Genomic DNA, 23,755 nt, shown 5'->3' on the forward strand with positions numbered 1-23,755 from the left:
TATCAGCCTAATGTTTTTCCGGCCATAACGGCTTCGACAGTTTCAATCAGCTTTGCCTCGGTAACAGGTTTAACAAGGTAACCCGAAGCCCCTTGTCTTCTGCCCCATACGCGGTCAGTTTCCTGATCTTTGGTTGTCACAATAACAACAGGAATATGAGCTGTATCTGCACCCTTCGTTAACTGACGGGTCGCCTGGAATCCATTCAAACCAGGCATCACAATATCCATTAGCACCACATCCGGAAGCTCCTGACGCGCCAAAGCAACACCATCTGCACCGTTATCTGCGGTGAGAACTTCATAGTTGTGCTTTTCTAACATGCCCTGAAAGGCATAGGTTTCGGTAGGGGAGTCATCCACTATCAATACGCGAGGCATAGCTAACCCTTAATTTTCAATCGACTTTTTAAGTTTCTATTTTACGTAATTGCGAATTGCGCCAAGCAATTCTTCTTTGCCAAATGGCTTGGTCAAATACTGGTCACTACCAACAATTCGACCTTTAGCTTTGTCAAATAAACCATCCTTACTGGACAGCATAATGACTGGCGTCTCTTTAAAGGCACTATTATTCTTAATGAGTGCGCATGTCTGATAGCCATCCAAGCGAGGCATCATAATGTCTACAAAGATGATGTCCGGCTTGGAGTCTGCAATCTTCGCCAGTGCATCAAAACCGTCAGTCGCGGTTATCACCTCACAACCCACCTTTTTCAGCAAAGTCTCAGCTGTGCGGCGAATTGTTTTTGAGTCATCAATCACCATGACTTTCAGGTTTTCAAAACTCGTTTCCATAAGTCATCCCATGGGTTAACGCTACTTTTATTTAAATTCGACGAGCTGTAATTAGCTGGTCTGCGGAAAAATGCCATTTTCAGTCTAACATGGTTCCTGATACTTTAAATTAACTATCTTACGCCGAATTCAGACTATTCACTATTATCACAGTTTCTAGCTTATCTCTATAACTGGTTAAAAATAAAGTTATTTTGGCCGATCACAGTTTCATTTAATATGTATCGAAACATTTTTCAGCAGGACCGGCTATGACCATCAAACTCGCCATCGTAATGGACCCAATTGAACAGGTTAATTACAAAAAGGACAGCTCTCTGGCCATGCTTTGGGCAGCTGCCGACCGTGGCTGGGAACTTTACTATCTAACGCTCTCAGATCTGTTCATGGATAACGGAATTGCCAAGGGTTTGGCAACTTCCTTACGCGTTTTTAGAGATCCGTCACACTTTTATGAATTGGGTGACACCGCCGAAACTCCGTTAGCCGAGTTCGATGTCATCCTAATGCGCAAAGACCCTCCGTTTGACAACGAATACATCTATGCCACCTATCTGCTGGAAAATGCAGAAAAGCAAGGCACCCTAGTTGTTAACAAGCCGCAGAGCCTGCGCGACTGCAATGAGAAGGTTTTTGCTACCGAGTTCACAGATTTAACGCCCGAACACCTGATCAGCCGACACAAAGACCTGCTCAAAGCATTTCATCATAAGCATAAAGATGTCATCTTCAAGCCACTCGATGGCATGGGTGGCAGCGCCATCTTCCGCTTAAAGAAAGATGATCCTAACTTCAACGTCATTATTGAAACACTGACTGAACATGGCAACCAGCAGATCATGGCGCAAAAATACCTGCCGGAAATTAAAGACGGCGACAAACGAATCCTTGTGGTTGACGGACAGGTTGTAGACTATTGCCTGGCGCGTCTGCCAGCCAAGGGCGAGACCCGTGGTAATCTGGCAGCGGGCGGCACCGGTCGGCCACAGCCGCTCACTGACTCAGACCGGGCTCTGGCTGAGCAGGTGGCACCCGAGCTGGTAAAGCGCGGCCTGATGTTTGTGGGCCTGGATGTTATCGGCAATTACCTGACTGAGGTGAATGTGACCAGCCCGACCTGTATTCGTGAAATAGACAACGCTTTTAATACCGACATTGCCGGTATGCTTATGTCTGCTATTGAGAAGAAGTTAGAGAACAGCTAAATGATTTCTGCGAAAGAAAAAGTCAGCGCATTCGACCGGCTCAGCTTTACGGTCTTTCTGGCGCTGGCCATACATGCGTTGATTATCTTTGGTATCAATTTCACAGCCGCCAAAAGCGTCAGCAAGAGCCCTACGCTGGATGTGACATTGAGCCTGCATAAAACCGAAGACAACGTGGCCGACGACGACGCCGACTTTTTATCCGACGCCAACCAGCAAGGCAGCGGCACACTGGAAGAAAAGGCTCTGCTTAAGTCGACTGAGCAGGCCGATATTGAAGACAACCAAATCTTCCATACCACGCCCACGGTGCAGCAGATCGCCTTCGCTGAACTGAGTCAGCAAAACGACCGCATTATCAGTACCACATCGAAGGCCGAGCAAAACACGCTGAAGTCGTCCGAAATGAAGGATGATTACGAGCAGCCCGTCCCGACTGAAGATGCTACTCAACTTGAAAACATCACCGATGTCGCCACGCTGAAGGCCATGTTGGATGACAGCCGCCAGTCCTACGCCAAGCGCCCCCGCGTACGCACCTTAACCGCGGTTTCAGCAAAAAAAGCCGTTGATGCGGCCTATATTTTCAACTGGCTGGAAAAAGTGGAGCGTATCGGCAACCAGAACTACCCCGAGTCTGCCCGCCTAAACCGGCTTACCGGCTCAGTGCGCTTAGCGGTAACCATCAGTGCAGATGGCAGCCTGCAATCTGTTGTGGTGAATCAATCGTCCGGCTACCCGGTTTTGGACCAGGCGGCAAAGCGGATTGTTCACCTGTCTGCGCCCTTTGAGCGCCTGTCTCCTGAAATTCTGCAGGGCATGAACTCTCTGGAGATCATCCGTACCTGGAACTTCCGTGTGGATAACCGTTTCGAGGCGCAGAGTGCCGAGTAAAGTTTGGCTGGGGTTTGACTGGGGTGTGTCTTGGATTGGCGTCGCCAGCGGCCAGACCGAAACCTTCACAGCCTCGGAACTAAAGCCCATCCGTGCAAAGAATGGCACGCCCAACTGGGATGAAATGGACGCCCTGGTCAACGAATGGAAACCGGCGGGCTTTATCGTTGGCATTCCATACAACATGGATGGCACGGAGTTCGACCTGACCTTACGGGCCAACAAATTCCGCAAACGGCTTTATGGCCGCTATGGCCTGCCAGCGCATGGCGTCGATGAACGGCTAACCACGCGTGAAGCCTTCCAGCATTTAGGCGCTGCCGGCACGTCACTAAAGAAAGCCAAAAAAGCCAATGTCGACGGCATCGCTGCGCAGATCATTCTGCAGTCCTGGCTGAATGAGCAGAGCAATGGCGCCGGTTGAAATACCCGCTAACTACTACCTGAATTACTTCAATCAAATGATTGACCTTGTTCTGGCACGCTATCAGGACATCCTTCCCCAGCAGGACTTGCACTTCATCAGCCAGTTTAAGGGCTTGAGTGAACCGGCACAGCGCCTGCTGATTCGGTTCTATATTCGCAAAGGCCCGCTGTTTCTCACCGATACCCTCGCTTATAAAGAAGTTCCGGATATCGGCCAGGCCTGCGCAGAATTGTGCTCCAGCGGCCTGAGCGAAGAAAACCCGGAGGTTTACTGTTGGCAGCTGGTAGAGCTGCTACCGGTCGCGGAATCGAGAAGCCTGCTGCGAGCGGATAAGAAAATCCGCAAATCTGAGCTGCTGGATCAAACCTATTTAGATGAAGAAATAAAAAGCTGTACCGACTGGGGAATCAAACGACCAATCATTCAGCCAACCGGGTACGAAACCTACCGCCGCCTGCAACTGCTGTATTTTGGCAACGAGCAGCAAACGCTGACCGAATTTATTCTTGAAGACATTGGGCTGTTCAAATACGAGCCGTACCCGATTGACCGTGACAATCGTCTTTTCAACAAGGCTAAAGAAGTCGAAACCACCCTGCTGATCAACGATCTGGCCATTGAGTTTGCCGAAATGAGCCTGGCTAAAGACTGGCAACAAATTGAGGTGCTTGCTGAGCAGGTTCTGAAAATCCAACCCGGCCGGCTTCTGTTGAATCGCTGGAGTCGTCTGGCCAACAGAATCGCTTACCGGCTGGAGCAGCTGGGCGAGCTGGAACTCGCTTACAGAATATTCAGCACCAACCACCAGCCACCGTCGCGCGAAAGAAGAACCCGAATCCTGTTTAAACAGCAGGCCTACCAGGCCGCAAAAAAGTTGCTGGAAGAGATCCACCAGCAGCCCATTTCTGAAGACGAAACCACCTTTTACCGACGCTTTATCAATAAGGTTCACAAGCCGCTGGGGCTGGCCACCGTCAAGTTTGCAAAACCCCATATCAGCGAGACTCACCTGCAATTGGCCCGCACCGATCAACGCGTCGAGGAACTGGCATGCGATCAGTTCCCCGGGGCGGTATGGCTGGAAAACTCGCTGCCACTGGCAGTCTTTGGCTTGGTGTTCTGGCAGGTGATCTTCGCTGATAAACCCGGTGTGTGGCACCACCCTTTTCAATCCGGCCCGTCCGATCTTTACCGCTCAGAGTTTAGCGAGGCCCGATCCGAAGAGATCGCTTCGTTGTTCAACCGCCAGGCGCAATGGCTGGAGATTATTCAAACTCACTGGGCCGCGAAGCACGGCATCCGCAATGCATTTGTGCACTGGTCGGTACTGACCGCCGACACCATCATCCATTGCTATACTGCGTTTCACCCGGATCAGTGGGCGGAACTGTTCCGCCACCTGCTACTCGATATTCGTAACCACCGCTCCGGCTTCCCTGACCTTTTTCAGAGGCAAGAACAAGGCGGTCGCTTCATTGAGGTAAAGGGGCCAGGTGACAAGCTTCAGGACAATCAGAAACAGTGGCTGGCCGTTTTTGAGCGCATCGGCATTCCTGCAGAGGTTTGCTACATCCAATACCTTTAGAGGCGCGAGTGACTTCCGAAGCTGTAAACAGAAAAACCTACCGCGTCAGTGTTCGGGCACTGGCCGAGTTTAATCAGATACAAGGCAGCCTGATTGCTACTGACCGCCCCGGGCCCAGCGCACTGGAGGGTCAGCAGGTTCACCGCATCACGCAAGTCAGCCGGCAGAAGCACTACCGAGCAGAATTCCCTGTCCGTCTTAACTGGGCCTGCCGCGATTTTGATATACAGCTCAGCGGCAGAATTGATGGCGTGTTTGAAGACGGCATCGAAGAGATAAAATCGACACGCGTTCCGATTGAAGAGCTCTCCGACGAGGCAAAGCAGCTGAACCGGCTGCAGGCGAATCTGTACGCCGCGCTTTATAGTCTGAGCACAGGGCACGCTGACCGTATTTGTTCCCGGCTCAGTTATGTTCACGCCCAAACCTTAAAGGAACAGACGGATGACCAATGGTTGAGTCAGGCCGAAGCTGTAGATTTACTCACCACCTGCTGCGCACACTACGAAGACTGGCTCGATAAATTTCACCGGCATCAGCACAAAAGAGCCGGGCTCCTGAATGCCATGAATTTCCCGTACCCTCAATTGCGTGTAAGCCAGAGGCAAATGGCAGAAAACGTCTACAGGGCCTGCCGGACAAAACGGCATCTGTGCGTGGAAGCCCCCACCGGCACCGGGAAAACCCTGGCTGCATTATTCCCGGCACTGAAGGCGGCAAGCTCGCAACAGGTTCAAAGCATTTATTTTTTAACGATGAAAACGACCGGCCAACAGGCCGCAACCACGGCCCTGGAGAAACTCGACCCCGAAAGAGAACTGACCAGCGTTTCTCTGGGTGCCCGCAAACGACTCTGCCTGAACAGCGAGTCGGTTTGTGATGGCGAATACTGCAATTACGCGAAAGACTATTTTAAAAAACGCCAGGCGCTACGCCACAAACTGTTCAGCCGCAACCATTGGTCTTTCGAACAACTTAAAACACTGGGTACCGATAACGAGGTTTGCCCCTACTACCTCAGTCAGGACTGGGCCATTTGGGCCGACATCGTTATCGGCGACATGAATTACATCTACGACACCACCGCCACCCAGCCTTACCTGCTGAAAGAGATTAACAATCAGGCGATCATTCTGATTGATGAAGGCCATAACCTTATTGACCGTGGTCGAATGATGTTCAGCTGCGAATTTAAGGGCGAAGAGTTGCAGATGCTAATGGCGCGGGTACCGGCGGCCATGAAGAAGCCGTTGCAAAAAATACAGAAGCAGCTGCGCGAATACTGCCTGAATACCACAGTAGAGTTGAGCGATACCGCACCGGATGCGCTGGTCAACGCTCTGCGGAATTTCAATGCCGAGAGTGCCGCACTGCTGCGCGAAAACCCAAGCTACGAGCCAAACCAGCTCTGGCAGGAATTCATCTTTACCAGCGCACGCTTTGTCCGGCTTCATGAGTTGGCCAATAAAGAGGACTTTACCTGGCGCGTTCGCGGCGGCAAGCCGGCAGAAAGAAAGATTGAGCTGCTGTGCCTGAACCCGGCAAAATTACTGAAGCAAAAACACTGCTGCGCCAACAACGTTATTGCCTTCAGCGCCACGTTCACACCCTGGCATTTCAGTAATCAGATGAACGGTCTGCAGGCTGCCGTTACCCAGCAGTTGGCATCGCCATTTAAGCCAGAGCAATTTCGGGTCTTTATCGCCAACGACGTCTCTACCCGCTTTAAAGATAAAACAGCCCTGCCTCAGGCTTTAAATGGAACGCTTAAACGCATCGTCAGCAACAACCGAAACAGCATGGTATTTTTCTCCAGCTACCAGCAACTCAACAGCTGCAGCAGTGAATTACCTGAGAACGAAAAAATAATTATTCAGCAACGCAGCCTGACGACCGAAGAACGGGAAGCACTGATCAACCGATTCCGTACCGAAACGGGATTAACCCTGCTCACGGTTTTGGGTGGCGTCTTTGCCGAGGGAATAGATTTACCGGAAGAACAACTCTCTGAAGTCGTGGTGGTTGGCACCGGCCTGCCGCAACTGAACACAGTGAACAATGAAATAAAACAGCGCTTGTTAAACAGTGGCCTGAATGGCTTTGAGTTTGCGTATCTGTTTCCGGGCTTGCAAAAGGTACTGCAGGCAGCTGGACGCTGCGTAAGAACCGAACAGGACTACGGCAGCATCCTGCTCATTGATGATCGCTTTGAAGATTATTTTCACCGGGGCTGGCTGCCTGAACATTGGCAGGTCAGCATCGGCTCGTTAAAAAACTGGGACTAATTATTCGGCTTCAAAGTCCAGAATTTCTTCACACAAATCTTTGTATGCCTTTCTCGCTGCATCATCGTACGATTCCAGAATCACATCGGCTTCCTGTTCTATATCGGCCCAATCATTTTCATCCAGATACTCTTCTGCCATTGGAAACAGCACAGACTCTTCAGCATCCAGGTGCAGCATTTGCCGCGACAAATAAATATGAGCGGTTTTATACAGGTGTGAAATTGGAACGGCGATATCCAAAGAGACTTGTTCGAAAGCTGTTTTTAATTCCTGGGTTAAACGTTCCAGGTCTTCATGTTCACGCAAGACTGCGCGAATTTGTGCGGAGTGCGGTGGGTGTTTTTCCAACAGACGTTTGAAAACAATATCTTCCACCGGGTGATGCCATCGTTCAGGCACGGTAGAAATATAATCGAGAATATTCATAATTTGCGTGAGGCTGGGCTCAACCTCAGGGTCTTCGTATTCTTTTATTTCAGCACGAAAACAATAGAGAATTTTGGCGATATTTTTATGATCAGAATTTAATTTTTGTAATATGGCGGAACTCATAACCAACCCCACCTAACAACACTGCTTTATCAAAGAGCTTAGTCAGCGTTAACCGAGTGGTCAAGGTGCCAGGCTGGTGCGGTTCCGTCCATTTCGTTTAGATTCGTAAAGGGCTTGGTCGGCCTGTTCAATCCACTGAGCATATTCACTCATCTCGGGCTTCCAGCCTGCCACGCCCAGACTTACCGTGACAAAAACTTCACCATCAGGCAACGGCACTGCAGTCTGTTCAATTTTTTTGCGCAGCCGTTCTGCCAGTTGAAACGAGTTTTGCTGATCGGAGTCGATCAATACCAATGAAAATTCTTCGCCACCGTAACGACCGGAAAAATCTGTCGCGCGCAGATTATCGAGAATGACCTTCGCCACTGCACGAATGACATCGTCGCCCACCTGATGACCATAGGTGTCGTTAATGTTCTTGAAGTGATCAATGTCGAGCATGATCAGACTGTGTTCACGCGGGTTACGCTGCTGACGAAGAAATTCTTTCGCCAGTAAATCTTCCCAGTAGCCACGGTTCAGCATTTGGGTTAAGCCATCGGTGCGGCTCATTAAGGCAAGCTGATCATTCACTTCGCCAAGTTCAATTTTGCTGGTAGCGGTATCTGTAACGTCATAGACAATGATCGCCAGGTTTTCCACATCGCCGGCAGAGTTAGCCACCGGAATAAAGGTTGTATTCTGATACATATAGTCGGTAACACCGGTCACCGGACGGGTATTCTTAAATTTAAAAACGTACGGGCGTTGCTCCCAGGTTGTGAATGCCCGGTTACGCAATTGGGTAACAGTTTCGGCCTTATGCTTAAACCACTGCTCAGAAAGATCATCAAATACATCAAAGATATTTCGACCAAGGGCATCAGCAGAATCAACACCGGAGTTGTTTTCAATAAAACTGTTCCAGGCAGTGATGTTGTATTCCATATCCAACACAACAATACCGATGTCTACAGTCTGAAGAACTTCGACAAGCCAATGAAACTCACTGAATTCGGTGTGAGGTTGGTTCATGCTTACTCCATTAAATAAGAAACTTTATTGCGCAGCACCGGCAGGCTGTCTTCGGTAAACAGCAGCAGTAAATCGCAATTCACCTGGTGACCTTCCAGCTTATACGGAATTTCAATCGTCAGCAGTCGCTGCCAGGTGGTGGTATTTTTCTTTAACAGCTCAGAGATATTGAGATGTTGCCCCAACAGATAGGGCTGCCCCTGAGAGAACCGCACATCGAGCTGTTCAGCCAAACCTTTCAGGCAGGCACCGATAAGAATATTGGAAATATCCATCAGCAGTTCGAGCTCAATCTGTTTGGTAATTTCACCGGTGTAGTGCGTCAGCTCGGCCATATCGGTAAAACTGGCATCGTTAAAAATCAACAGCGCCTCACCGGCAATTTTCGAACCGGTAAAGCCCTGACAAACCGCACTGACGCTCTCGGCATCTTCGATAGAAGAAAGCGCCATACTCAGCTCGGCACGTTCAAGCAGGTTCACCACCGGTATCGGCATAATGACGAATGTATTTAACAACCGGGCAAGCAGGTCGGCCGCACGGCCAACAGCAACATTGCTCAGTTCCTGAAAACAGTCCCGAAGCTCTTCGTCCAGAATTTGGTTACTCAAATGACCACCTTACTCTGAATAGAGACCGAAATCGTTCAACACCGTTAACAAATTCTCGGTATTAAGCGGTTTTTTGACAAAAGCTAATGCACCAAGCTTTTTCACCCGCGCTTCAGCCTCAGGCTGAATGTCTCCGGAGATCACAATGACAACCGCAGGTAAGTCACGCGCCCGAATCGATTCAAGTACGCCGTAGCCATCCATCACCGGCATGGTCAGGTCGAGCAGTACAACCTCACCTTTACCCTGACTGATCAACTCCAGCGCTTCCTGGCCATGAGAGGCCTGAGATATTTCTACATCCCAACCCTTGGGCAGGGCTTTAATCACCTGTTTGCGCGCGAAGCTGGAATCATCCACAACTAGCAGCGGTAAAGACATACAAACTCCAATTGATTATTAAGCTTAAATAAAGACGAACACCGGCACATCCGCAACTCTGTAAAATGACAAGCTAAGCGCGAACGCCCGCCGTTTGCGGCAACACCACAGGCTCTATTTCAGAATATTGACCTTAGCGGTTCAATAATGAACGTTTTCAGGTGCTATCAGTGCGCCTCGTCCCAGGATGCACCTTCGCCAATATCGACCACCAGCGGCACATCCAGATTGGCACAATGCTGCATACGGAAACGAATACCTTCAATCAACTCCTGCTTGTCGTCATCATGTACTTCAAACACCAGCTCATCGTGCACCTGCATGATCATGCGGGCGCGTAAGCCGCTGCCGGCGAGCCAGTTCTGTACATCGACCATAGCCATCTTAATGATGTCGGCTGCAGTCCCCTGCATTGGTGCGTTGATCGCGGTTCGCTCGGCCCCCTTGCGGGCAATCTGGTTAGACGACTGGATGGCCGGCAGGTAGAGGCGACGGCCAAAAATGGTTTCAACGTAGCCGGTTTCGGCCGCCTCGGCACGGGTTTCATCCATATAGCGGCGCACGCCGGGGTAACGCTCGAAGTAAGCATCCACATACTGCTTGGCTTCAGTGCGGCTGATGTTCAACTGCTTCGCCAAACCGAACGCCGACATGCCATAAATCAGGCCAAAGTTGATCGCTTTGGCGGAGCGGCGTTGCTCATCGGTGACAGAGGTCTCATCGACACCCATCACCTCGGCGGCGGTGGCACGGTGAATGTCCTTGCCTTCTTTGAAGGCGGTGATCAGGTTCGCATCCTGTGACAGGTGGGTCATGATGCGCAATTCAATCTGCGAATAGTCGGCCGCAACCACGCTGTAACCTTCCGGTGCAACAAATGCCTTGCGGATTGAGCGGCCCTCTTTGGTGCGGATTGGGATATTCTGCAGGTTTGGATCGTTTGAACTCAAACGCCCGGTCTGTGCGCCGGTCTGGTTGTAGGTGGTGTGCAGGCGCAAATCATTGCTGCCCTCAGCCGGCAGCACCAGGGTTGGCAGCGGGTCGGTGTAAGTACCCACCAACTTGCGCAGGTGCCGCGATTGCAGGATCAGCTGCGGCAGCTCGTGGTCTTTGGCCAGGTCAGTCAGTACTTCCTCATTGGTCGATGGCGCACCGCTGGCGGTTTTGGACAGTACCGGCAGTTCCATTTTAGTGAACAGGATTTCTGCCAGTTGCTTGGGTGAATCGAGGTTAAACTCGATTCCGGCCAGCTCGTGCGCCTGCTGCTCAATGGCGGCCAGCCGAGCTTTAAAATCGCTGCTCAGTGAATGGATGTAGTCGGTATCCAGCACCACACCGTTACCTTCAATGCAGGCTAGCACTCTCGATAACGGCCGCTCAATCTCTTCATAAACCCGCGCCAAACCGCGAATTTCCAGCCCCTGTTGCAGCCAGCCACCTAACCGCAACAGCAGGTCGGCGCGCTCTGCCCACCAGGGGCCTATCGACTCTGCCGTAACCTGCGAGGCCGACAACTGGCGTTTGCCCGCCTTACCGAGGAAGTCATCAACCGTTTTCGGGGACTTTTCCAGGTAGGCGATAAAGAGATTATCCAGCGACAGGTGCGAATAGTGATTGCTCAGCGATTTGTCGCGTTTCAGGGTGCTGTCGTAGACAAAGGCCATCACCTGAACATCGTGTGCCAGGCGGGCAGGCTTCCAACCCAGCGAGCGAAACCAGTGATGATCGGCTTTAATGTCGTAGCCGGTTTTAACAATGGCATGCTGCTGCCACAGCGGAGCCAGCTTTTCGAAAACATCAGTGGCGGCCAGCGCCGGCTGCTCGTTATCCACAAACGGAATGTACCAGGCTTTACCGGCTTTGCAAGCCAGCGCCAGGCCGATCCATTGCGGTGTCATGTAATGGGCCTTCGCCAGCACCGGCACGTATGCCAGCTGCTTGGTCTGGCTGACCAACGTGACAATTTCATCCAGCTCATCCAGGGTTGTTACCAGTTGGTACTCAACCTCGGCAGGCTCAACAAGGACCGGCGCATCCAGTGATGCGGTCACGGCCTTCTTAGCGGCCGGCTTCGCCGCCTTGCCGGGTGCTGACTCTTCTCCGGCCATTTCCCGCAGCCAGGTGCGGAACTGAAATCGCTCAAACAGTTGCTTCAGAGCCGCCTCATCGGCCTCACCCTTCTTTAATTCGGTCAGCTGAACGTCGAGCTCAACATCCAGTTTAATGGTGGCCAACTCATAGCTGAGGTAAGCCATCTCTTTGTGGGTCTCCAGCTTGGCAGCCATGGTTTTGGCCCCACGAAAGGTCAGCGTCGCGACTTCATCCAGTCGGCTGTAGATATCATCAAGCCCCCCCAGCCCCTGAATCAAGGCCAGCGCGGTTTTCTCACCCACGCCCGGCACGCCGGGAATGTTATCGACCTTATCGCCCATCAGCGCCAGGTAGTCGATCATCTTATCCGGCCCGAAGCCGTACTTTTTCTCCACACCGGCAATATCCAACACCTCATTCTTCATGGTGTTGATCAGCGTGACATGCTCGGTCACTAGCTGCGCCATATCTTTATCGCCGGTACTGACAACGCAGGGGATATTCTGCTGGCTGGCCTGTTCCGCCAGTGTACCGATCACATCGTCGGCCTCGACACCGGAAACACACAGCAACGGCAGGCCCATGGCCTCGATGGTCTGATGGATTGGCTCAATCTGCTCGCGCAGTTCTTCCGGCATGGGTGGCCGGTTGGCCTTGTAATCCGGAAACATCTCGTTGCGGAAGGTGGGGCCTTTGGCATCAAACACCACCACGATTTCGCTCTCGGCATAGTCGGTGATCAGTTTACGCAGCATAGAAACCACGCCCTTGATAGCGCCGGTTTGCATACCTTCAGAATTTGCCAGTGGCGGCAGAGCGTGAAACGCCCGGAACAGATAAGAGGAACCGTCAACCAGGACGATTGGAGCAGAAGCATTCGACATCAGATAAGTCTCGAAGATTGTCAGATTTTATTGGCTGGCAGTTTAACATGGCTCGGACAGACGTCCACGGTGCACACCTGCCGACGGCCGGCGCTGACAAACTCAACCGCCACAAAATGCCCAGTTGCGTTGACCGGCGCAGCACTTTCAAATACTGTCCGCTCATTCGAAATTCAATGAACTGCTAGCAATCTGATGTCTGTATATACCGAACTTTCCGGCCCCGAAATCTGCCAACTGCTGACCCGCTACGACCTGGGCGACTACCAGTCCCATCAGGGCATTAAAGCCGGCGTGGAAAACACCAACTATTTTGTCACCACCGACAGCCACCGGCTGGTGCTGACGCTGTTTGAAACCCTGCCGGCAGAGCGCCTGCCGTTTTACCTGCGTCTGTGTGAGCACCTCAACCGGGATGGCTGCGCCGTGCCCAAACCCTTCCGGCAGCAGAGCGGTGAGTTGCTGATGACGGTGAAGGGTAAGCCGGCGGTATTTATTGAGCGCCTGAATGGCGGTCATGTGGATGCCACCGAGCCGTATCTGGCCGAGATAGCTGCCGCCATGGCCAAGGTACATCTGTCTACCCGCCGCTTTGAACTGACGCAAAGCCATTCTCACAACCTCAGCTGGATACAGCAGCAGGCCACAGAGCTGATGAGCAGCCTTGATCCCGGTGAGCAAGCACTTCTTAACCGCTCACTGAAACGGCTGGCCACACTGCCTGCGCTGCCAAGCGGGATCATTCATGCCGATCTGTTCCACGATAATGCCCTGTTTGACGGCCCCCACCTCACCGGCATCATCGACTGGTATTTTGCCGGTCACGACAGCTACGCGCTCGACATCGCCATTGCACTGAACGACTGGTGCCTGAACGGTGACGGGCACTACAACCCAGAAAACGGCAACAGGTTTGTTCAGGCCTATCACTCAGTGCGGCCACTGAGCGATGCAGAACAGCAATCCATTGCGCTATTGCAGGTGCAATCGGCCGTGCGCTTCTGGCTCAGCCGTATTCTGGCACAGCGGCTTCACGGCCAATCCAGCGACAGCATTACGGTAAAAGATCCAAATAAAATGAAACAATTGTTAACACAACTGCTTGAGCGGGTTTAAGATTTAACGATCACGTCACCGAATAACAACCGAACACGGCGAGCCAAACCTATGCAAAGATTCAAGACCATTGATACCTCCATCACCGCACTGGGTAGCCTGGAAGTACTTTCGCAGGTTGAAGTAACGCAGCTGAAAGAAGCCGGAGAAAACGGCCTGTACGAGCTGCTCCGCCGTTGCGTGCTGGCGATTCTGAATACCGGTTCGCACAGCGACAACGCCAAAACCATCCTTGAGGCCTACCCGGACTTCCGTATCGACATTATCCAGCAGGACCGCGGGATTCGCCTGAAGTTGTTCAACGCGCCGGGCGATGCCTTTGTCGACGGCCAGATGATCCGATCCACCCGGGAGATGGTTTTTACCGCGCTGCGCGATATCGTCTATGCCCAGAGTGAAAGCGAAAAGCCGCGCATCGATCTGAACAACGGCCCGGATATTACCGACTATGTGTTCCACTTTCTGCGCAATGCCAAGATGATGTGCCCGGGCGAAGACCCGCGCATTGTCGTCTGCTGGGGTGGTCACTCCATCGGCGAATCGGAATACAAATACACCAAGGATGTCGGCCATGAACTTGGCCTGCGCGGGCTGGATATCTGCACCGGTTGTGGTCCCGGCGCCATGAAGGGCCCGATGAAGGGCGCGACCATTTCGCACGCCAAGCAACGCATTCGCAGCGGCCGCTACATCGGCCTGACCGAGCCGGGCATCATCGCCGCCGAGCCGCCAAACCCAATCGTCAACGAGCTGGCCATATTGCCGGATATCGAAAAACGTCTGGAAGCCTTTGTGCGCCTGGGTCATGGCATTGTTATCTTCCCCGGTGGCGTTGGTACCGCTGAAGAGCTGCTCTATGTACTGGGCATTCTGCTGCACCCGATGAATAAGGACATCCCCTTCCCGCTGGTACTGACCGGCCCGCAAGAATCTGAACCCTATTTCCGGCAGCTGCATGAGTTCATTGCCAAAACACTGGGCTTTGAGGCACAGCAGAAGTACAAAATCATCATCGACGATTCTGAACTGGCAGCCCGTGAATTATCTGAAGGCATGGAGCACGTTAAGGAATACCGCAAGAAGACCAACGATGCCTTTCATTTCAACTGGCAGCTGACCATCGATGAAGACTATCAGCGGCCGTTCCAGCCAACGCACGAAAACATGGCCAAGCTGCGGCTGCACAAAGATGCGCCAGTGCATGAGCTGGCCGCCAATCTGCGGCGCGCATTCAGCGGAATTGTCTCCGGTAATGTGAAGGAAGCCGGTATTTGTGCAATTGAAGAGCACGGCCCCTTTGAAATTCATGGCGATAAAGAAATAATGGACCCGTTCGATGAACTGCTCACGGCATTCGTTCAGCAGCACCGTATGAAGCTTCCGGGCAGCGATTACGAGCCGTGCTATCGGGTCGTTACCTGATCCCGTCATCGAACAGTGCCTGAACTGACGGGCTGACTGCACACGGAGCATAGAGGAATTGAACAGATGCGCTGGCGATTAATACTGATCCTGCTGTTTTCGCTGGCCTCTGCCGTGCTGATTAACTGGCCTGAAAACTGGCAGCCGCTGCTTGATGAATACTACGGCGGATACCTTTACCCCCTGATTCAACGAGGGCTGGCGGCAATACCTGCTCCAGGCAGATTTCCGCTGGTCGATATTCTCTGGCTGGCCATCCCCCTGTTACTGATCGTTCGCCTGCTGTTCATTGCCCGCAAACACGCCATTCTGCGCATTGGACGAATGATTGTTGAATGTGGCCTCTGGGCGTCGGCTGGTTTACTGATGGTCATGCTGCTCTGGGGCGTTAATTACCAAAGACCCACCCTGAAGGAACATCTGCTCAATCAGGGCTTTGCCACAACGTTGGCCGAAGGGCACTGGCAATTCGCCGTGGCACAGACCAATGAGGTTACCGCCCGGTTGGCCGGTGAATACGACCTGTGCTCCACGCAACCGCATGCCATACACCCGGCCCGGCCGGCGGCATTTGCGCATTCGGCCATGGCTCAGGCCAGGCTGACACCTCCGCCGGTCAGCCGCAATGTAAATGCCAGCCGCTGGTCTTATGTTTATCAACGGCTGCGTGTCGCTGGTTTTTACAGCGCGCTGACCGGTGAGCCAACCTACAGCGACCGGATGTATCCCTATGCCATACCTTTTGTGGCACTGCATGAATACGCACACTGGGCCGGCTATGCGCCGGAGTACGATGCCGACATTATTGGCTACTGGTCGGCCTGGCTTTCACCTGACCCGCTCTGGCAGTATTCCGCCTGGCTGATGTGGTGGGCCGATGTTGGCGTTCCGCGCGAACTGGCCGCTCAGCTCGATTCCGAATTCCGCAAAGGCCTGCTCTGCCTGCAGGATTACAACCGCAATCAGCAGCGCTGGGACATCAACAAACTGGCCTGGAAAACCTATGAACAGGGCCTGAAAGCACAGGGGGTCACTCAGGGGCTGGCGGCTTATGGTGAAGGTGAAGCCATCGCACTGACCAGCTATCAGGACTGGCTGTTCAAAGCCCGCAACAGGGCTGCCCACCAATGACGACACCCATTAAACCCCAGCCGCACGGAGTGAATGAATGCCGGCAGTTTCGCTGAAAAGCTCTATTTCCGAACTCAAAGGAGCAGGGCCTAAGTTTGCCGAAAAGTTCAGCGGCATGGGCATCGAAAGCATCGGTGATTTGCTGTTTCACCTGCCTTATAAGTATCAGGACCGAACCCGGATCGCGCCGGTCGGGTCGCTGCGTCTGGGCATGGCAGTGGTTATTGAAGGCGAAATTCGCGGAACGCAGGTGATGTTCGGCAAGCGCCGTTCACTGCTGTGCCGGCTGCAGGATGGCAGCGGTGTGATCAGTATTCGCCTGTTCCATTTTTCCAAGGCACAGCAAGCCAGCCTGAAAGCCGGTCACTTTATTCGCTGCTACGGTGAGGTACGCATGGGGCCAACCGGCCTGGAAATGATTCACCCGGAATACTCAGTGAATACCAGCGGCGCCTTTCCTCCACTGGACCAGCGCCTGACACCGCTGTACCCGACCACCGAGGGCATCAACCAGGCCCGTTTACGCAGCCTGATCGAACAGGCCCTGGCACTGCTCGACCGCCAGGGTGGATTGGCTGAATGGCTGCCTGCCGAGTGGCTGACACCCCTGGCGCTGCCTTCGCTCACCGCCGCCATAAAAACCATTCATCATCCCAGTAACAGTACCGACACCCGGTCACTGCTGGAAGGCACCCATCCGGCGCAGCAACGGCTGGCTCTGGAAGAACTGCTGGCGCACCACCTGAGCATGCAGTATTACCGGCAACAGACGCAGGCCAGTGGCGCACAGCCACTGAAGCCATCGCAGAAGCTCGCGCCCTTGCTGCTGCAACAGCTGCCGTTTCAGCTCACCGGCGCACAACAGCGGGTGATCAAGGAGATCAGCATCGATCTGCAGAAATCGGTCCCGATGTTGCGACTGGTGCAGGGTGATGTCGGCGCCGGCAAGACACTGGTCGCCATGATTGCGGCACTGCAGGCCATTGAAAGCGGTCTGCAGGTCGCGTTAATGGCACCGACGGAACTGCTCGCCGAGCAGCACTTTATCAACATGTCGAACTGGGCAGAGCCGCTGGGGATTGAAGTGGCGCTGCTGGTTGGCAAAACCACCAAGAAGGCTCGCGACCCACTGCTGGATTCGCTGGAAAAAGGCGGCATTCAGTTACTGATTGGCACCCACGCGCTGTTTCAGAATGGTGTGAACTATCACAACCTCGGTTTAGTGATTATCGATGAACAGCACCGCTTTGGTGTACAGCAACGGCTGGCGCTGAAAGAAAAGGCGGTCATCGGCTCTCCGCACCAGCTCACCATGACGGCAACGCCCATTCCGCGAACCCTGGCCATGACCGCCTTTGCTGACCTCGATATATCCATCATCGATGAACTGCCGCCGGGGCGAACACCGGTGGTCACCACCGTGCTCAGCCAGCAGCGAAAGGACGCCGTGTTACGCAGAATCGATGCGGCCTGCGCCGATGGCCGTCAGGTTTACTGGGTTTGCACGTTAATCGAAGAATCGGACGAGCTACAACTGGCGGCGGCGCAATCCAGCGCCGAGGTGCTGGCGGCCTCGCTGCCCAACCGGCGCATTGGCCTGCTGCACGGCAAACTGAAGCCAAAAGAGAAGTCATTGCTGATGGAGGCCTTTAAGCATCATGAACTGGATGTACTGGTTGCCACCACCGTTATTGAAGTCGGTGTCGATGTACCTAATGCCAGTGTTATGATTATCGAGAATCCGGAACGGCTGGGCCTTGCGCAATTGCATCAGCTGCGCGGCCGGGTTGGTCGCGGCACCGCCGAAAGCTTCTGCCTGCTGATGTTTGGCGATGAGCTCTCGGAACAGGGCAAGCAGCGCCTGGAAGTGATGCGCAGCACCAACGATGGCTTTGTCATCGCCGAAGAGGATCTGAAACTGCGCGGTCCGGGCGAAGTGCTGGGCACACGCCAAACCGGCGCCATTGGTTTCAGGGTGGCCGATATGGAACGCGACCAAGCGCTGCTTCCGCTGGTGCCCGAACTGGCCACCAGGCTGCAAAAAGAACTGCCGGGGCATGTTCAACCGGTCATTAACCGCTGGCTGAATAAAGCCGAACGCTATGCTCAGGTATAAGCCTTTTGGGCAGGCGTCACAATCTAACCTAAAGTTAAAACGCTATAGTCAGGAACTTGGCTATACTTTTCGCTATGTATCAAAATAACGATCAAGACCACATTAAATACATTTCAGGAAGCTCATACTGTGTCAAGCCACGCTGAAGCAAACATTCCCACTATCATCCGTCAACACCTGGTGCAGCAAAGCATTCCGCACGCTCTGGGTCCCAACCGGCCTACATTGGAGCGAGCCGAAGTCTGCCTGCTCTCCGATGATCAGGGTATTGTTCAGGTATTTGCAGCCTCCAATTCAATTGTTGATCTGGAAAAGGTGCGAGCCATTAGCCGCCACAGCCTCAACCCAATGCCGAAGAAGGACGTTGATCGCTTAAAAAGCCAGCTCAATATCTCGACCTTTCCGGCCTTTGACGATCTGTTCCCGGCCTTTACCATTATCGACAAAGCGCTCTATGAAGCAGACCGCATCTTTGTATACAGCGGCAATGCAGCACACCTGCTGGCACTGAAATCACCGGCAGACATGAAGCGCAAAGAAGATACCCTCATTGAGCAGGTGGCGACGGTCATCCCAATGGATAATCTGGATTACGAGCTCAGCCTGTTTGACCATGACCGCAACGAAATCAACAGCGCTGTCACCAAGTTCACCGCCCTGAGAATTCGCCAGCGCCTGGAGGAAACCCTCGAAATACCGCCGCTGCCCGATACCGTACAGGCGATCATCCGCTTGCGGGTCGATCCGGACGCCAATATTGAAAAGCTCAGTAACATTGTAGAACGCGACCCGAGCCTTGCTGCTCAGGTTGTCAGCTGGGCCAGCTCCTCCTACTACTCTGCGCCCGGCTCTATCAAGTCGGTGCAGGATGCCATCGTACGCGTGCTGGGGTTCGATCTGGTGATGAACCTGGCATTGGGCTTATCGCTGGGCAAAAGCCTGGAACTGCCGGAACAAAAAGAAAGTGAAGTGCCCTACTGGAATGTAGCGGTCTATGTGGCGGCCACGGTTGGCGCACTAGTCAGTGCAATTCCGCGTGAATTCCGGCCCAGCTTCGGCTTGAGCTATCTGGCCGGTCTGCTGCACAACTTTGGTTATCTCATTCTCGGCCACTCGTTCAAGCCGCACTTTGAGACCACCAATCAGATGATCGATCTCAACCCGCATATAGAGCATCAACATGTTGAAAAACATGTACTGGGCATTACCCGCGACCAGATCGCCTCTAACCTGATGAACAGCTGGAGCCTGCCCAATGAAGTTACGCTCGGCATTCGTTATCAATCCGACCCCAAATACCTGGGAGAAGCCTGTGATCAGGCGCATCTAATCTATCTGGCCATCCATATGCTGGAACGATACGACATGCTGCCTAAATCCAACCAGCGCTTCAACCCGGTGGTACTGGAAAACCTGAACATCAAGATGGAAGATATCGAGCAGGTCATGGAACAGCTAAAGGCGAATCAGCAGGAACTGGATATGATCGCCTCAGCATTAAAAGCCGAAGACTGACCCTAACCGGCGGGTGCAGCAATGCCCCTTCTAAGCAGCGCGCAGCAACCTATTGAGGGGCACTGCGCACTCATGCAGTGCATTTCCCGGGGTTATCCAAACCACCGCCGCAGCCACAAACAGCGCTAAGCTACTGATCAAACGTGATTTTCCTAAATCTGGCACAAGAATCGCTTAAGTTACGCGAGTGCTACGATGATGTAGCGGGATTACCCATTCAAGCTCCGCCACCGGTGTTTGAATTTATAGTTAACAAAGCCAAATTACTGAAATGCAAAGACGCATGCTTCTGTCGGGAAGTATGCGTTTTTTTTTGCCCTGAATACTCAAATGGAGAGTTACATGCGCCTGACGTTTAGTAAGAAAAGTAAAACCATGAACTGCCTGGTCGGTATCGTGCTTGGAGCCTGTGTTTCTGCAGTGGCCAACGCTGAGCTTGGCTGGCCGGAAAAGGAAGAACTTAAATTCGGTTTCATCAAACTGACCGATATGGCACCGTTGGCCGTCGCTTATGAAAAGGGCTTCTTTGAAGATGAAGGCCTGTATGTCACGCTGGAAGCCCAGGCGAACTGGAAGGTACTGCTCGACCGTGTCATTACCGGTGAACTGGATGGAGCGCACATGCTTGCCGGTCAACCCCTGGCAGCAACCATCGGCTACGGCACCGAAGCACACATCATTACGCCCTTCTCCATGGACCTGAACGGCAACGGCATCACAGTTTCCAATGCCGTCTGGGAAGAAATGAAAAAAAATATTCCCTATGAAAACGGCAAGCCGGTGCACCCAGTTAAAGCCGACGCACTGAAACCGGTGGTAGAGTCTTACACCAATGCCGGTAAGCCCTTTAACATGGGCATGGTATTCCCCGTTTCCACCCACAACTATGAGCTGCGCTACTGGCTGGCCGCTGGCGGCATTAACCCGGGCTACTACGCACCTCACAAAGGCGACACCAGCGGCCAGATAGACGCCGATGTTCTGCTGAGTGTAACGCCACCGCCACAGATGCCAGCAACGCTGGAGGCCGGCACCATCTACGGTTACTGCGTTGGTGAACCATGGAACCAACAGGCCGTATTCAAGGGTATTGGCGTACCAGTCATCACCGACTATGAAATCTGGAAAAACAACCCGGAAAAGGTTTTCGGCATCACCAAAGAATTTGCTGAAGAGTATCCAAACACCACTGTTCGTCTGGTGAAAGCGCTGATCCGCGCCGCTGAATGGCTGGACGCTAACGATAATGCCAACCGCCCTGAAGCGGTGAAGATTCTGGCCAAGTCTGACTATGTTGGTGCAGATTACGACGTCATCGCCAACTCGATGACCGGTACGTTTGAATATGAGAAAGGCGATAAGCGAGAGGTTCCCGACTTCAACGTCTTCTTCCGCTACAACGCAACTTACCCCTACTACTCCGATGCAATCTGGTACCTCACTCAAATGCGCCGCTGGGGCCAAATTTCCGAGCCAAAAACGGACGATTGGTATAAAGACGTAGCAGCCAGTGTTTATCGGCCAGACCTATATCGCCTGGCCGCAGAAGCATTGATTGATGAAGGCCTGTTTAGCGCAGACCAGTTCCCTGAATTTGAAACGGAATCTGGCTTTAAACCTGCACAGCAAGGCTTCATTGATAACATTGTTTTCGATGGTGCCAAGCCGAATGAATACCTTGATAAGTTCGCCATTGGTCTGAAAAGCGAAACGCTTTAATTAATCTGAAGTAATGGCGGGGCCTAAAGCCCTGCCCGGTTCTACAAATGCCGATACAGCAACGAAAGGAGGTCTAATGTTATGACCGCTCAATCCAATCAAAACCCTCTGGCTAAGCTCAACATTCGACTGCCGGAATTTAATATTTCTCTGCTCGCTGCCATCGGCCTTCCTGTGCTTGGCATCGCGTTCTTTCTTATGATCTGGAGCGCACTGGCACCGCAGGTCAACACATCGCTTGGCGCATTTCCCGGCCCGGCACAGGTTTGGGAACAGGCTGAAGTCCTCTTTCAGGAACACAATGACGAGCGGGAAAAAGAAGTCGCCTTCTATGAGCGTCAGGAAGAGCGCAATGCCGCCCGCGTTGCCCAGGACCCGACCTATGAACCAAGAATTCGTGCCTACACCGGTAAGCCAACCTTTATCGATCAGATCGGCACCAGCCTGGTCACCGTACTGGTGGGTTTCACACTGGCAAGCCTGGTGGCCATTCCGCTGGGTATTTTTCTGGGCCTCTCTGAGCGACTAAACCAGGCGTTCAACCCGATCATTCAAATTTTTAAACCGGTATCGCCACTCGCCTGGCTGCCACTGGTGACCATGGTCGTCAGTGCGGTGTATGTTTCTGACGATCCGATGTTTGAAAAATCCTTTATCACCTCGGTCATCACCGTGTGCTTGTGCTCGCTGTGGCCAACACTGATCAACACAGCTGTGGGTGTTGCCAACATTGAAAAAGACCTGATGAACGTCAGCCAGGTACTGCGGCTTTCAACCTTCACTCACATTCGCAAAATAGTTATTCCGGCATCCATTCCCATGATGTTCACCGGTCTGCGCTTATCAATCGGCATCGCCTGGATGGTGTTAATCGCCGCCGAGATGCTTGCGCAAAACCCGGGGCTGGGAAAATTCGTCTGGGATGAATTCCAGAACGGCAGCTCAAACTCCTTATCCAGAATCATCGCCGCCGTACTGACCATTGGTTTCGTTGGCTTCTGTCTGGATCGCGCCATGCTGTTCATTCAGCAAAAAGTGAACTGGGATAAAAATACCCAGGTTCGTTAACCACAACGCTAACTTGTTAAAGCAGAATTTTTTGGAGACAGCAATGACCCCATCTCACTTGGAACTGACTGGCGTTGGCATTGAATTCCCAACCCCAAAGGGTGCTTTCCGGGCACTGGAAAACGTCAACCTGAAGATCAATAAAGGCGAGTTCATCTCTCTAATCGGGCACTCCGGTTGTGGTAAATCCACCGTACTGAACATTGTTGCCGGGCTTCATCAGGCCACCGAAGGCGGCGCCCTGCTCGATGGCAAAGAAGTAAATGAACCGGGGCCGGAGCGTGCTGTGGTATTTCAGAACCATAGCCTGCTGCCTTGGCTAACCGCTTATGAAAACGTAGAGCTGGCCGTCAACCAGGTATTCAAAAACAAAATGTCCAAGCAGGAAAAGAAAGACTGGATTGAGCATAACCTGGAGTTGGTGCACATGGGCCATGCCATTCATAAACGCCCGGATGAAATTTCCGGCGGCATGAAACAACGCGTCGGCATTGCCCGTGCATTGTCTATGCAGCCACAGGTTCTGCTTATGGACGAACCGTTCGGCGCACTCGATGCACTCACACGTGCCCACCTGCAGGACTCGCTGATGGAGATTCAGGCGCAACTGGGCAACACTGTAATTATGATTACCCACGATGTTGATGAAGCCGTTTTGCTTTCTGATCGCATTGTAATGATGACCAATGGCCCGGCAGCCACCGTTGGTGAAATTCTGAAAGTTGATCTGGCGCGTCCACGCAATCGCTTAGAGCTGGCCGATGACCCAACCTACAACCATTACCGTTCTGAAGTACTTCGTTTCCTTTATGAGAAACAGAAAAAGGTTGAAAACATTACGCCAAAAACTGCGGCAAAAAAGCCGGAGGCTGAGAAAGTTGCCTGATTTATGGGTTGCAACAGTTTGATTAGACGCTCCTTCGGGGGCGTTTTTTT

The 23,755-nt window shown here is 52.7% G+C and carries 20 protein-coding genes; 13 read left to right on the forward strand and 7 right to left on the reverse strand.

The window, feature by feature from the left end:
* Positions 1-2 precede the first annotated feature (2 nt).
* Both pilH and pilG read right to left on the reverse strand, forming a co-directional pair.
* A complete protein-coding gene (pilH, locus tag BCF53_RS03520) occupies positions 3-380 on the reverse strand; it encodes a twitching motility response regulator PilH (RefSeq protein ID WP_132699942.1) in 378 nt (125 codons plus the stop codon).
* A gap of 36 nt (positions 381-416) precedes the next feature.
* Positions 417-797 carry a twitching motility response regulator PilG gene (pilG, locus tag BCF53_RS03525; protein WP_132699944.1) on the reverse strand — a complete coding sequence of 127 codons (381 nt, stop codon included), beginning with the start codon at positions 795-797 and terminating at the stop codon, positions 417-419.
* Between the two features lie 251 nt (positions 798-1,048).
* Between pilG and gshB the strand changes: the two genes are divergently transcribed.
* Genes gshB through BCF53_RS03550 form a run of 5 tightly spaced genes read left to right on the forward strand, consistent with a single transcriptional unit; the run spans position 1,049 to position 7,193 of the window.
* Complete coding sequence (gshB, locus tag BCF53_RS03530; protein ID WP_132699946.1) at positions 1,049-2,002, forward strand: glutathione synthase; 954 nt, start codon at positions 1,049-1,051, stop codon at positions 2,000-2,002.
* Complete coding sequence (locus tag BCF53_RS03535; RefSeq protein WP_132699948.1) at positions 2,003-2,896, forward strand: energy transducer TonB; 894 nt, start codon at positions 2,003-2,005, stop codon at positions 2,894-2,896. It abuts the gene before it with no gap.
* Positions 2,886-3,320, forward strand: a complete 435-nt coding sequence (gene ruvX, locus BCF53_RS03540) for a Holliday junction resolvase RuvX (RefSeq protein WP_132699950.1) — start codon at positions 2,886-2,888, stop codon at positions 3,318-3,320. The genes BCF53_RS03535 and ruvX overlap by 11 nt, the downstream gene beginning before the upstream one ends.
* Positions 3,295-4,908: a VRR-NUC domain-containing protein gene (locus BCF53_RS03545; protein WP_132699952.1), complete on the forward strand. Its 1,614-nt coding sequence runs from the start codon at positions 3,295-3,297 to the stop codon at positions 4,906-4,908. Before ruvX ends, BCF53_RS03545 begins: the two co-directional genes overlap by 26 nt.
* An 8-nt stretch (positions 4,909-4,916) precedes the next feature.
* Positions 4,917-7,193, forward strand: a complete 2,277-nt coding sequence (locus BCF53_RS03550) for an ATP-dependent DNA helicase (RefSeq protein ID WP_132699954.1) — start codon at positions 4,917-4,919, stop codon at positions 7,191-7,193.
* Here the strand turns inward: BCF53_RS03550 and BCF53_RS03555 are convergent, their stop codons facing one another.
* The 5 genes from BCF53_RS03555 to polA all read right to left on the reverse strand — a co-directional run bounded on the left by BCF53_RS03555 (position 7,194) and on the right by polA (position 12,732).
* Entirely contained in the window at positions 7,194-7,748 is a 555-nt protein-coding gene (locus tag BCF53_RS03555) for a hemerythrin domain-containing protein (protein WP_132699956.1), read from the reverse strand.
* 60 nt (positions 7,749-7,808) lie between these two features.
* Positions 7,809-8,765, reverse strand: coding sequence for a sensor domain-containing diguanylate cyclase (locus BCF53_RS03560; protein WP_132699958.1), 957 nt, complete (start codon positions 8,763-8,765; stop codon positions 7,809-7,811).
* 2 nt (positions 8,766-8,767) lie between these two features.
* Complete coding sequence (locus BCF53_RS03565) at positions 8,768-9,376, reverse strand: histidine kinase (RefSeq protein WP_132699960.1); 609 nt, start codon at positions 9,374-9,376, stop codon at positions 8,768-8,770.
* 9 nt (positions 9,377-9,385) lie between these two features.
* Positions 9,386-9,757 carry a response regulator gene (locus BCF53_RS03570; protein WP_132699962.1) on the reverse strand — a complete coding sequence of 124 codons (372 nt, stop codon included), beginning with the start codon at positions 9,755-9,757 and terminating at the stop codon, positions 9,386-9,388.
* Positions 9,758-9,924: 167 nt separating this feature from the next.
* Positions 9,925-12,732 (reverse strand): DNA polymerase I, encoded by a 2,808-nt coding sequence (polA, locus tag BCF53_RS03575; RefSeq protein WP_132699964.1) that lies wholly within the window; start codon positions 12,730-12,732, stop codon positions 9,925-9,927.
* Between the two features lie 195 nt (positions 12,733-12,927).
* Here polA and BCF53_RS03580 point away from each other — a divergent pair, with 195 nt between their 5' ends.
* The 8 genes from BCF53_RS03580 (at position 12,928) to BCF53_RS03615 (ending at position 23,705) form a co-directional block, all read left to right on the forward strand.
* On the forward strand, positions 12,928-13,848 hold the full coding sequence (locus BCF53_RS03580) for a homoserine kinase (RefSeq protein WP_132699966.1): 921 nt from the start codon (positions 12,928-12,930) through the stop codon (positions 13,846-13,848).
* Positions 13,849-13,899: 51 nt separating this feature from the next.
* The gene (ppnN, locus tag BCF53_RS03585; RefSeq protein WP_132699968.1) at positions 13,900-15,270 is read left to right on the forward strand and encodes a nucleotide 5'-monophosphate nucleosidase PpnN; all 1,371 of its coding nucleotides are present in this window, start codon (positions 13,900-13,902) and stop codon (positions 15,268-15,270) included.
* Positions 15,271-15,336: 66 nt separating this feature from the next.
* On the forward strand, positions 15,337-16,401 hold the full coding sequence (locus BCF53_RS03590) for a DUF3810 family protein (RefSeq protein ID WP_132699970.1): 1,065 nt from the start codon (positions 15,337-15,339) through the stop codon (positions 16,399-16,401).
* 37 nt (positions 16,402-16,438) lie between these two features.
* Entirely contained in the window at positions 16,439-18,517 is a 2,079-nt protein-coding gene (gene recG, locus BCF53_RS03595; RefSeq protein WP_132699972.1) for an ATP-dependent DNA helicase RecG, read from the forward strand.
* A 129-nt stretch (positions 18,518-18,646) separates the two neighbouring features.
* Positions 18,647-20,032, forward strand: a complete 1,386-nt coding sequence (locus tag BCF53_RS03600) for an HDOD domain-containing protein (protein ID WP_132699979.1) — start codon at positions 18,647-18,649, stop codon at positions 20,030-20,032.
* 375 nt (positions 20,033-20,407) lie between these two features.
* Positions 20,408-21,751, forward strand: a complete 1,344-nt coding sequence (locus BCF53_RS03605) for a CmpA/NrtA family ABC transporter substrate-binding protein (protein ID WP_243645763.1) — start codon at positions 20,408-20,410, stop codon at positions 21,749-21,751.
* A gap of 81 nt (positions 21,752-21,832) precedes the next feature.
* A complete protein-coding gene (locus tag BCF53_RS03610) occupies positions 21,833-22,819 on the forward strand; it encodes an ABC transporter permease (protein ID WP_132699983.1) in 987 nt (328 codons plus the stop codon).
* A gap of 43 nt (positions 22,820-22,862) precedes the next feature.
* Positions 22,863-23,705, forward strand: a complete 843-nt coding sequence (locus tag BCF53_RS03615; RefSeq protein WP_132699985.1) for an ABC transporter ATP-binding protein — start codon at positions 22,863-22,865, stop codon at positions 23,703-23,705.
* Positions 23,706-23,755: the final 50 nt, after the last annotated feature.

It is taken from the genome of Reinekea marinisedimentorum (genome assembly GCF_004341165.1).
GTDB classification, from domain to species: Bacteria; Pseudomonadota; Gammaproteobacteria; order Pseudomonadales; family Natronospirillaceae; genus Reinekea; species Reinekea marinisedimentorum.

Bases quoted from the DNA above. Each gene is read 5' to 3' on its own strand.
- BCF53_RS03615 (WP_132699985.1), top strand. From the start codon at position 22,863: ATGACCCCATCTCACTTGGAACTGACTGGCGTTGGCATTGAATTCCCA.
- BCF53_RS03560 (WP_132699958.1), bottom strand. From the start codon at position 8,765: ATGAACCAACCTCACACCGAATTCAGTGAGTTTCATTGGCTTGTCGAA.
- BCF53_RS03570 (WP_132699962.1), bottom strand. From the start codon at position 9,757: ATGTCTTTACCGCTGCTAGTTGTGGATGATTCCAGCTTCGCGCGCAAA.
- BCF53_RS03580 (WP_132699966.1), top strand. From the start codon at position 12,928: ATGTCTGTATATACCGAACTTTCCGGCCCCGAAATCTGCCAACTGCTG.
- pilH (WP_132699942.1), bottom strand. From the start codon at position 380: ATGCCTCGCGTATTGATAGTGGATGACTCCCCTACCGAAACCTATGCC.
- BCF53_RS03610 (WP_132699983.1), top strand. From the start codon at position 21,833: ATGACCGCTCAATCCAATCAAAACCCTCTGGCTAAGCTCAACATTCGA.
- polA (WP_132699964.1), bottom strand. From the start codon at position 12,732: ATGTCGAATGCTTCTGCTCCAATCGTCCTGGTTGACGGTTCCTCTTAT.
- BCF53_RS03605 (WP_243645763.1), top strand. From the start codon at position 20,408: ATGAACTGCCTGGTCGGTATCGTGCTTGGAGCCTGTGTTTCTGCAGTG.
- BCF53_RS03555 (WP_132699956.1), bottom strand. From the start codon at position 7,748: ATGAGTTCCGCCATATTACAAAAATTAAATTCTGATCATAAAAATATC.
- pilG (WP_132699944.1), bottom strand. From the start codon at position 797: ATGGAAACGAGTTTTGAAAACCTGAAAGTCATGGTGATTGATGACTCA.
- BCF53_RS03545 (WP_132699952.1), top strand. From the start codon at position 3,295: ATGAGCAGAGCAATGGCGCCGGTTGAAATACCCGCTAACTACTACCTG.
- BCF53_RS03535 (WP_132699948.1), top strand. From the start codon at position 2,003: ATGATTTCTGCGAAAGAAAAAGTCAGCGCATTCGACCGGCTCAGCTTT.
- gshB (WP_132699946.1), top strand. From the start codon at position 1,049: ATGACCATCAAACTCGCCATCGTAATGGACCCAATTGAACAGGTTAAT.
- ppnN (WP_132699968.1), top strand. From the start codon at position 13,900: ATGCAAAGATTCAAGACCATTGATACCTCCATCACCGCACTGGGTAGC.
- recG (WP_132699972.1), top strand. From the start codon at position 16,439: ATGCCGGCAGTTTCGCTGAAAAGCTCTATTTCCGAACTCAAAGGAGCA.
- BCF53_RS03590 (WP_132699970.1), top strand. From the start codon at position 15,337: ATGCGCTGGCGATTAATACTGATCCTGCTGTTTTCGCTGGCCTCTGCC.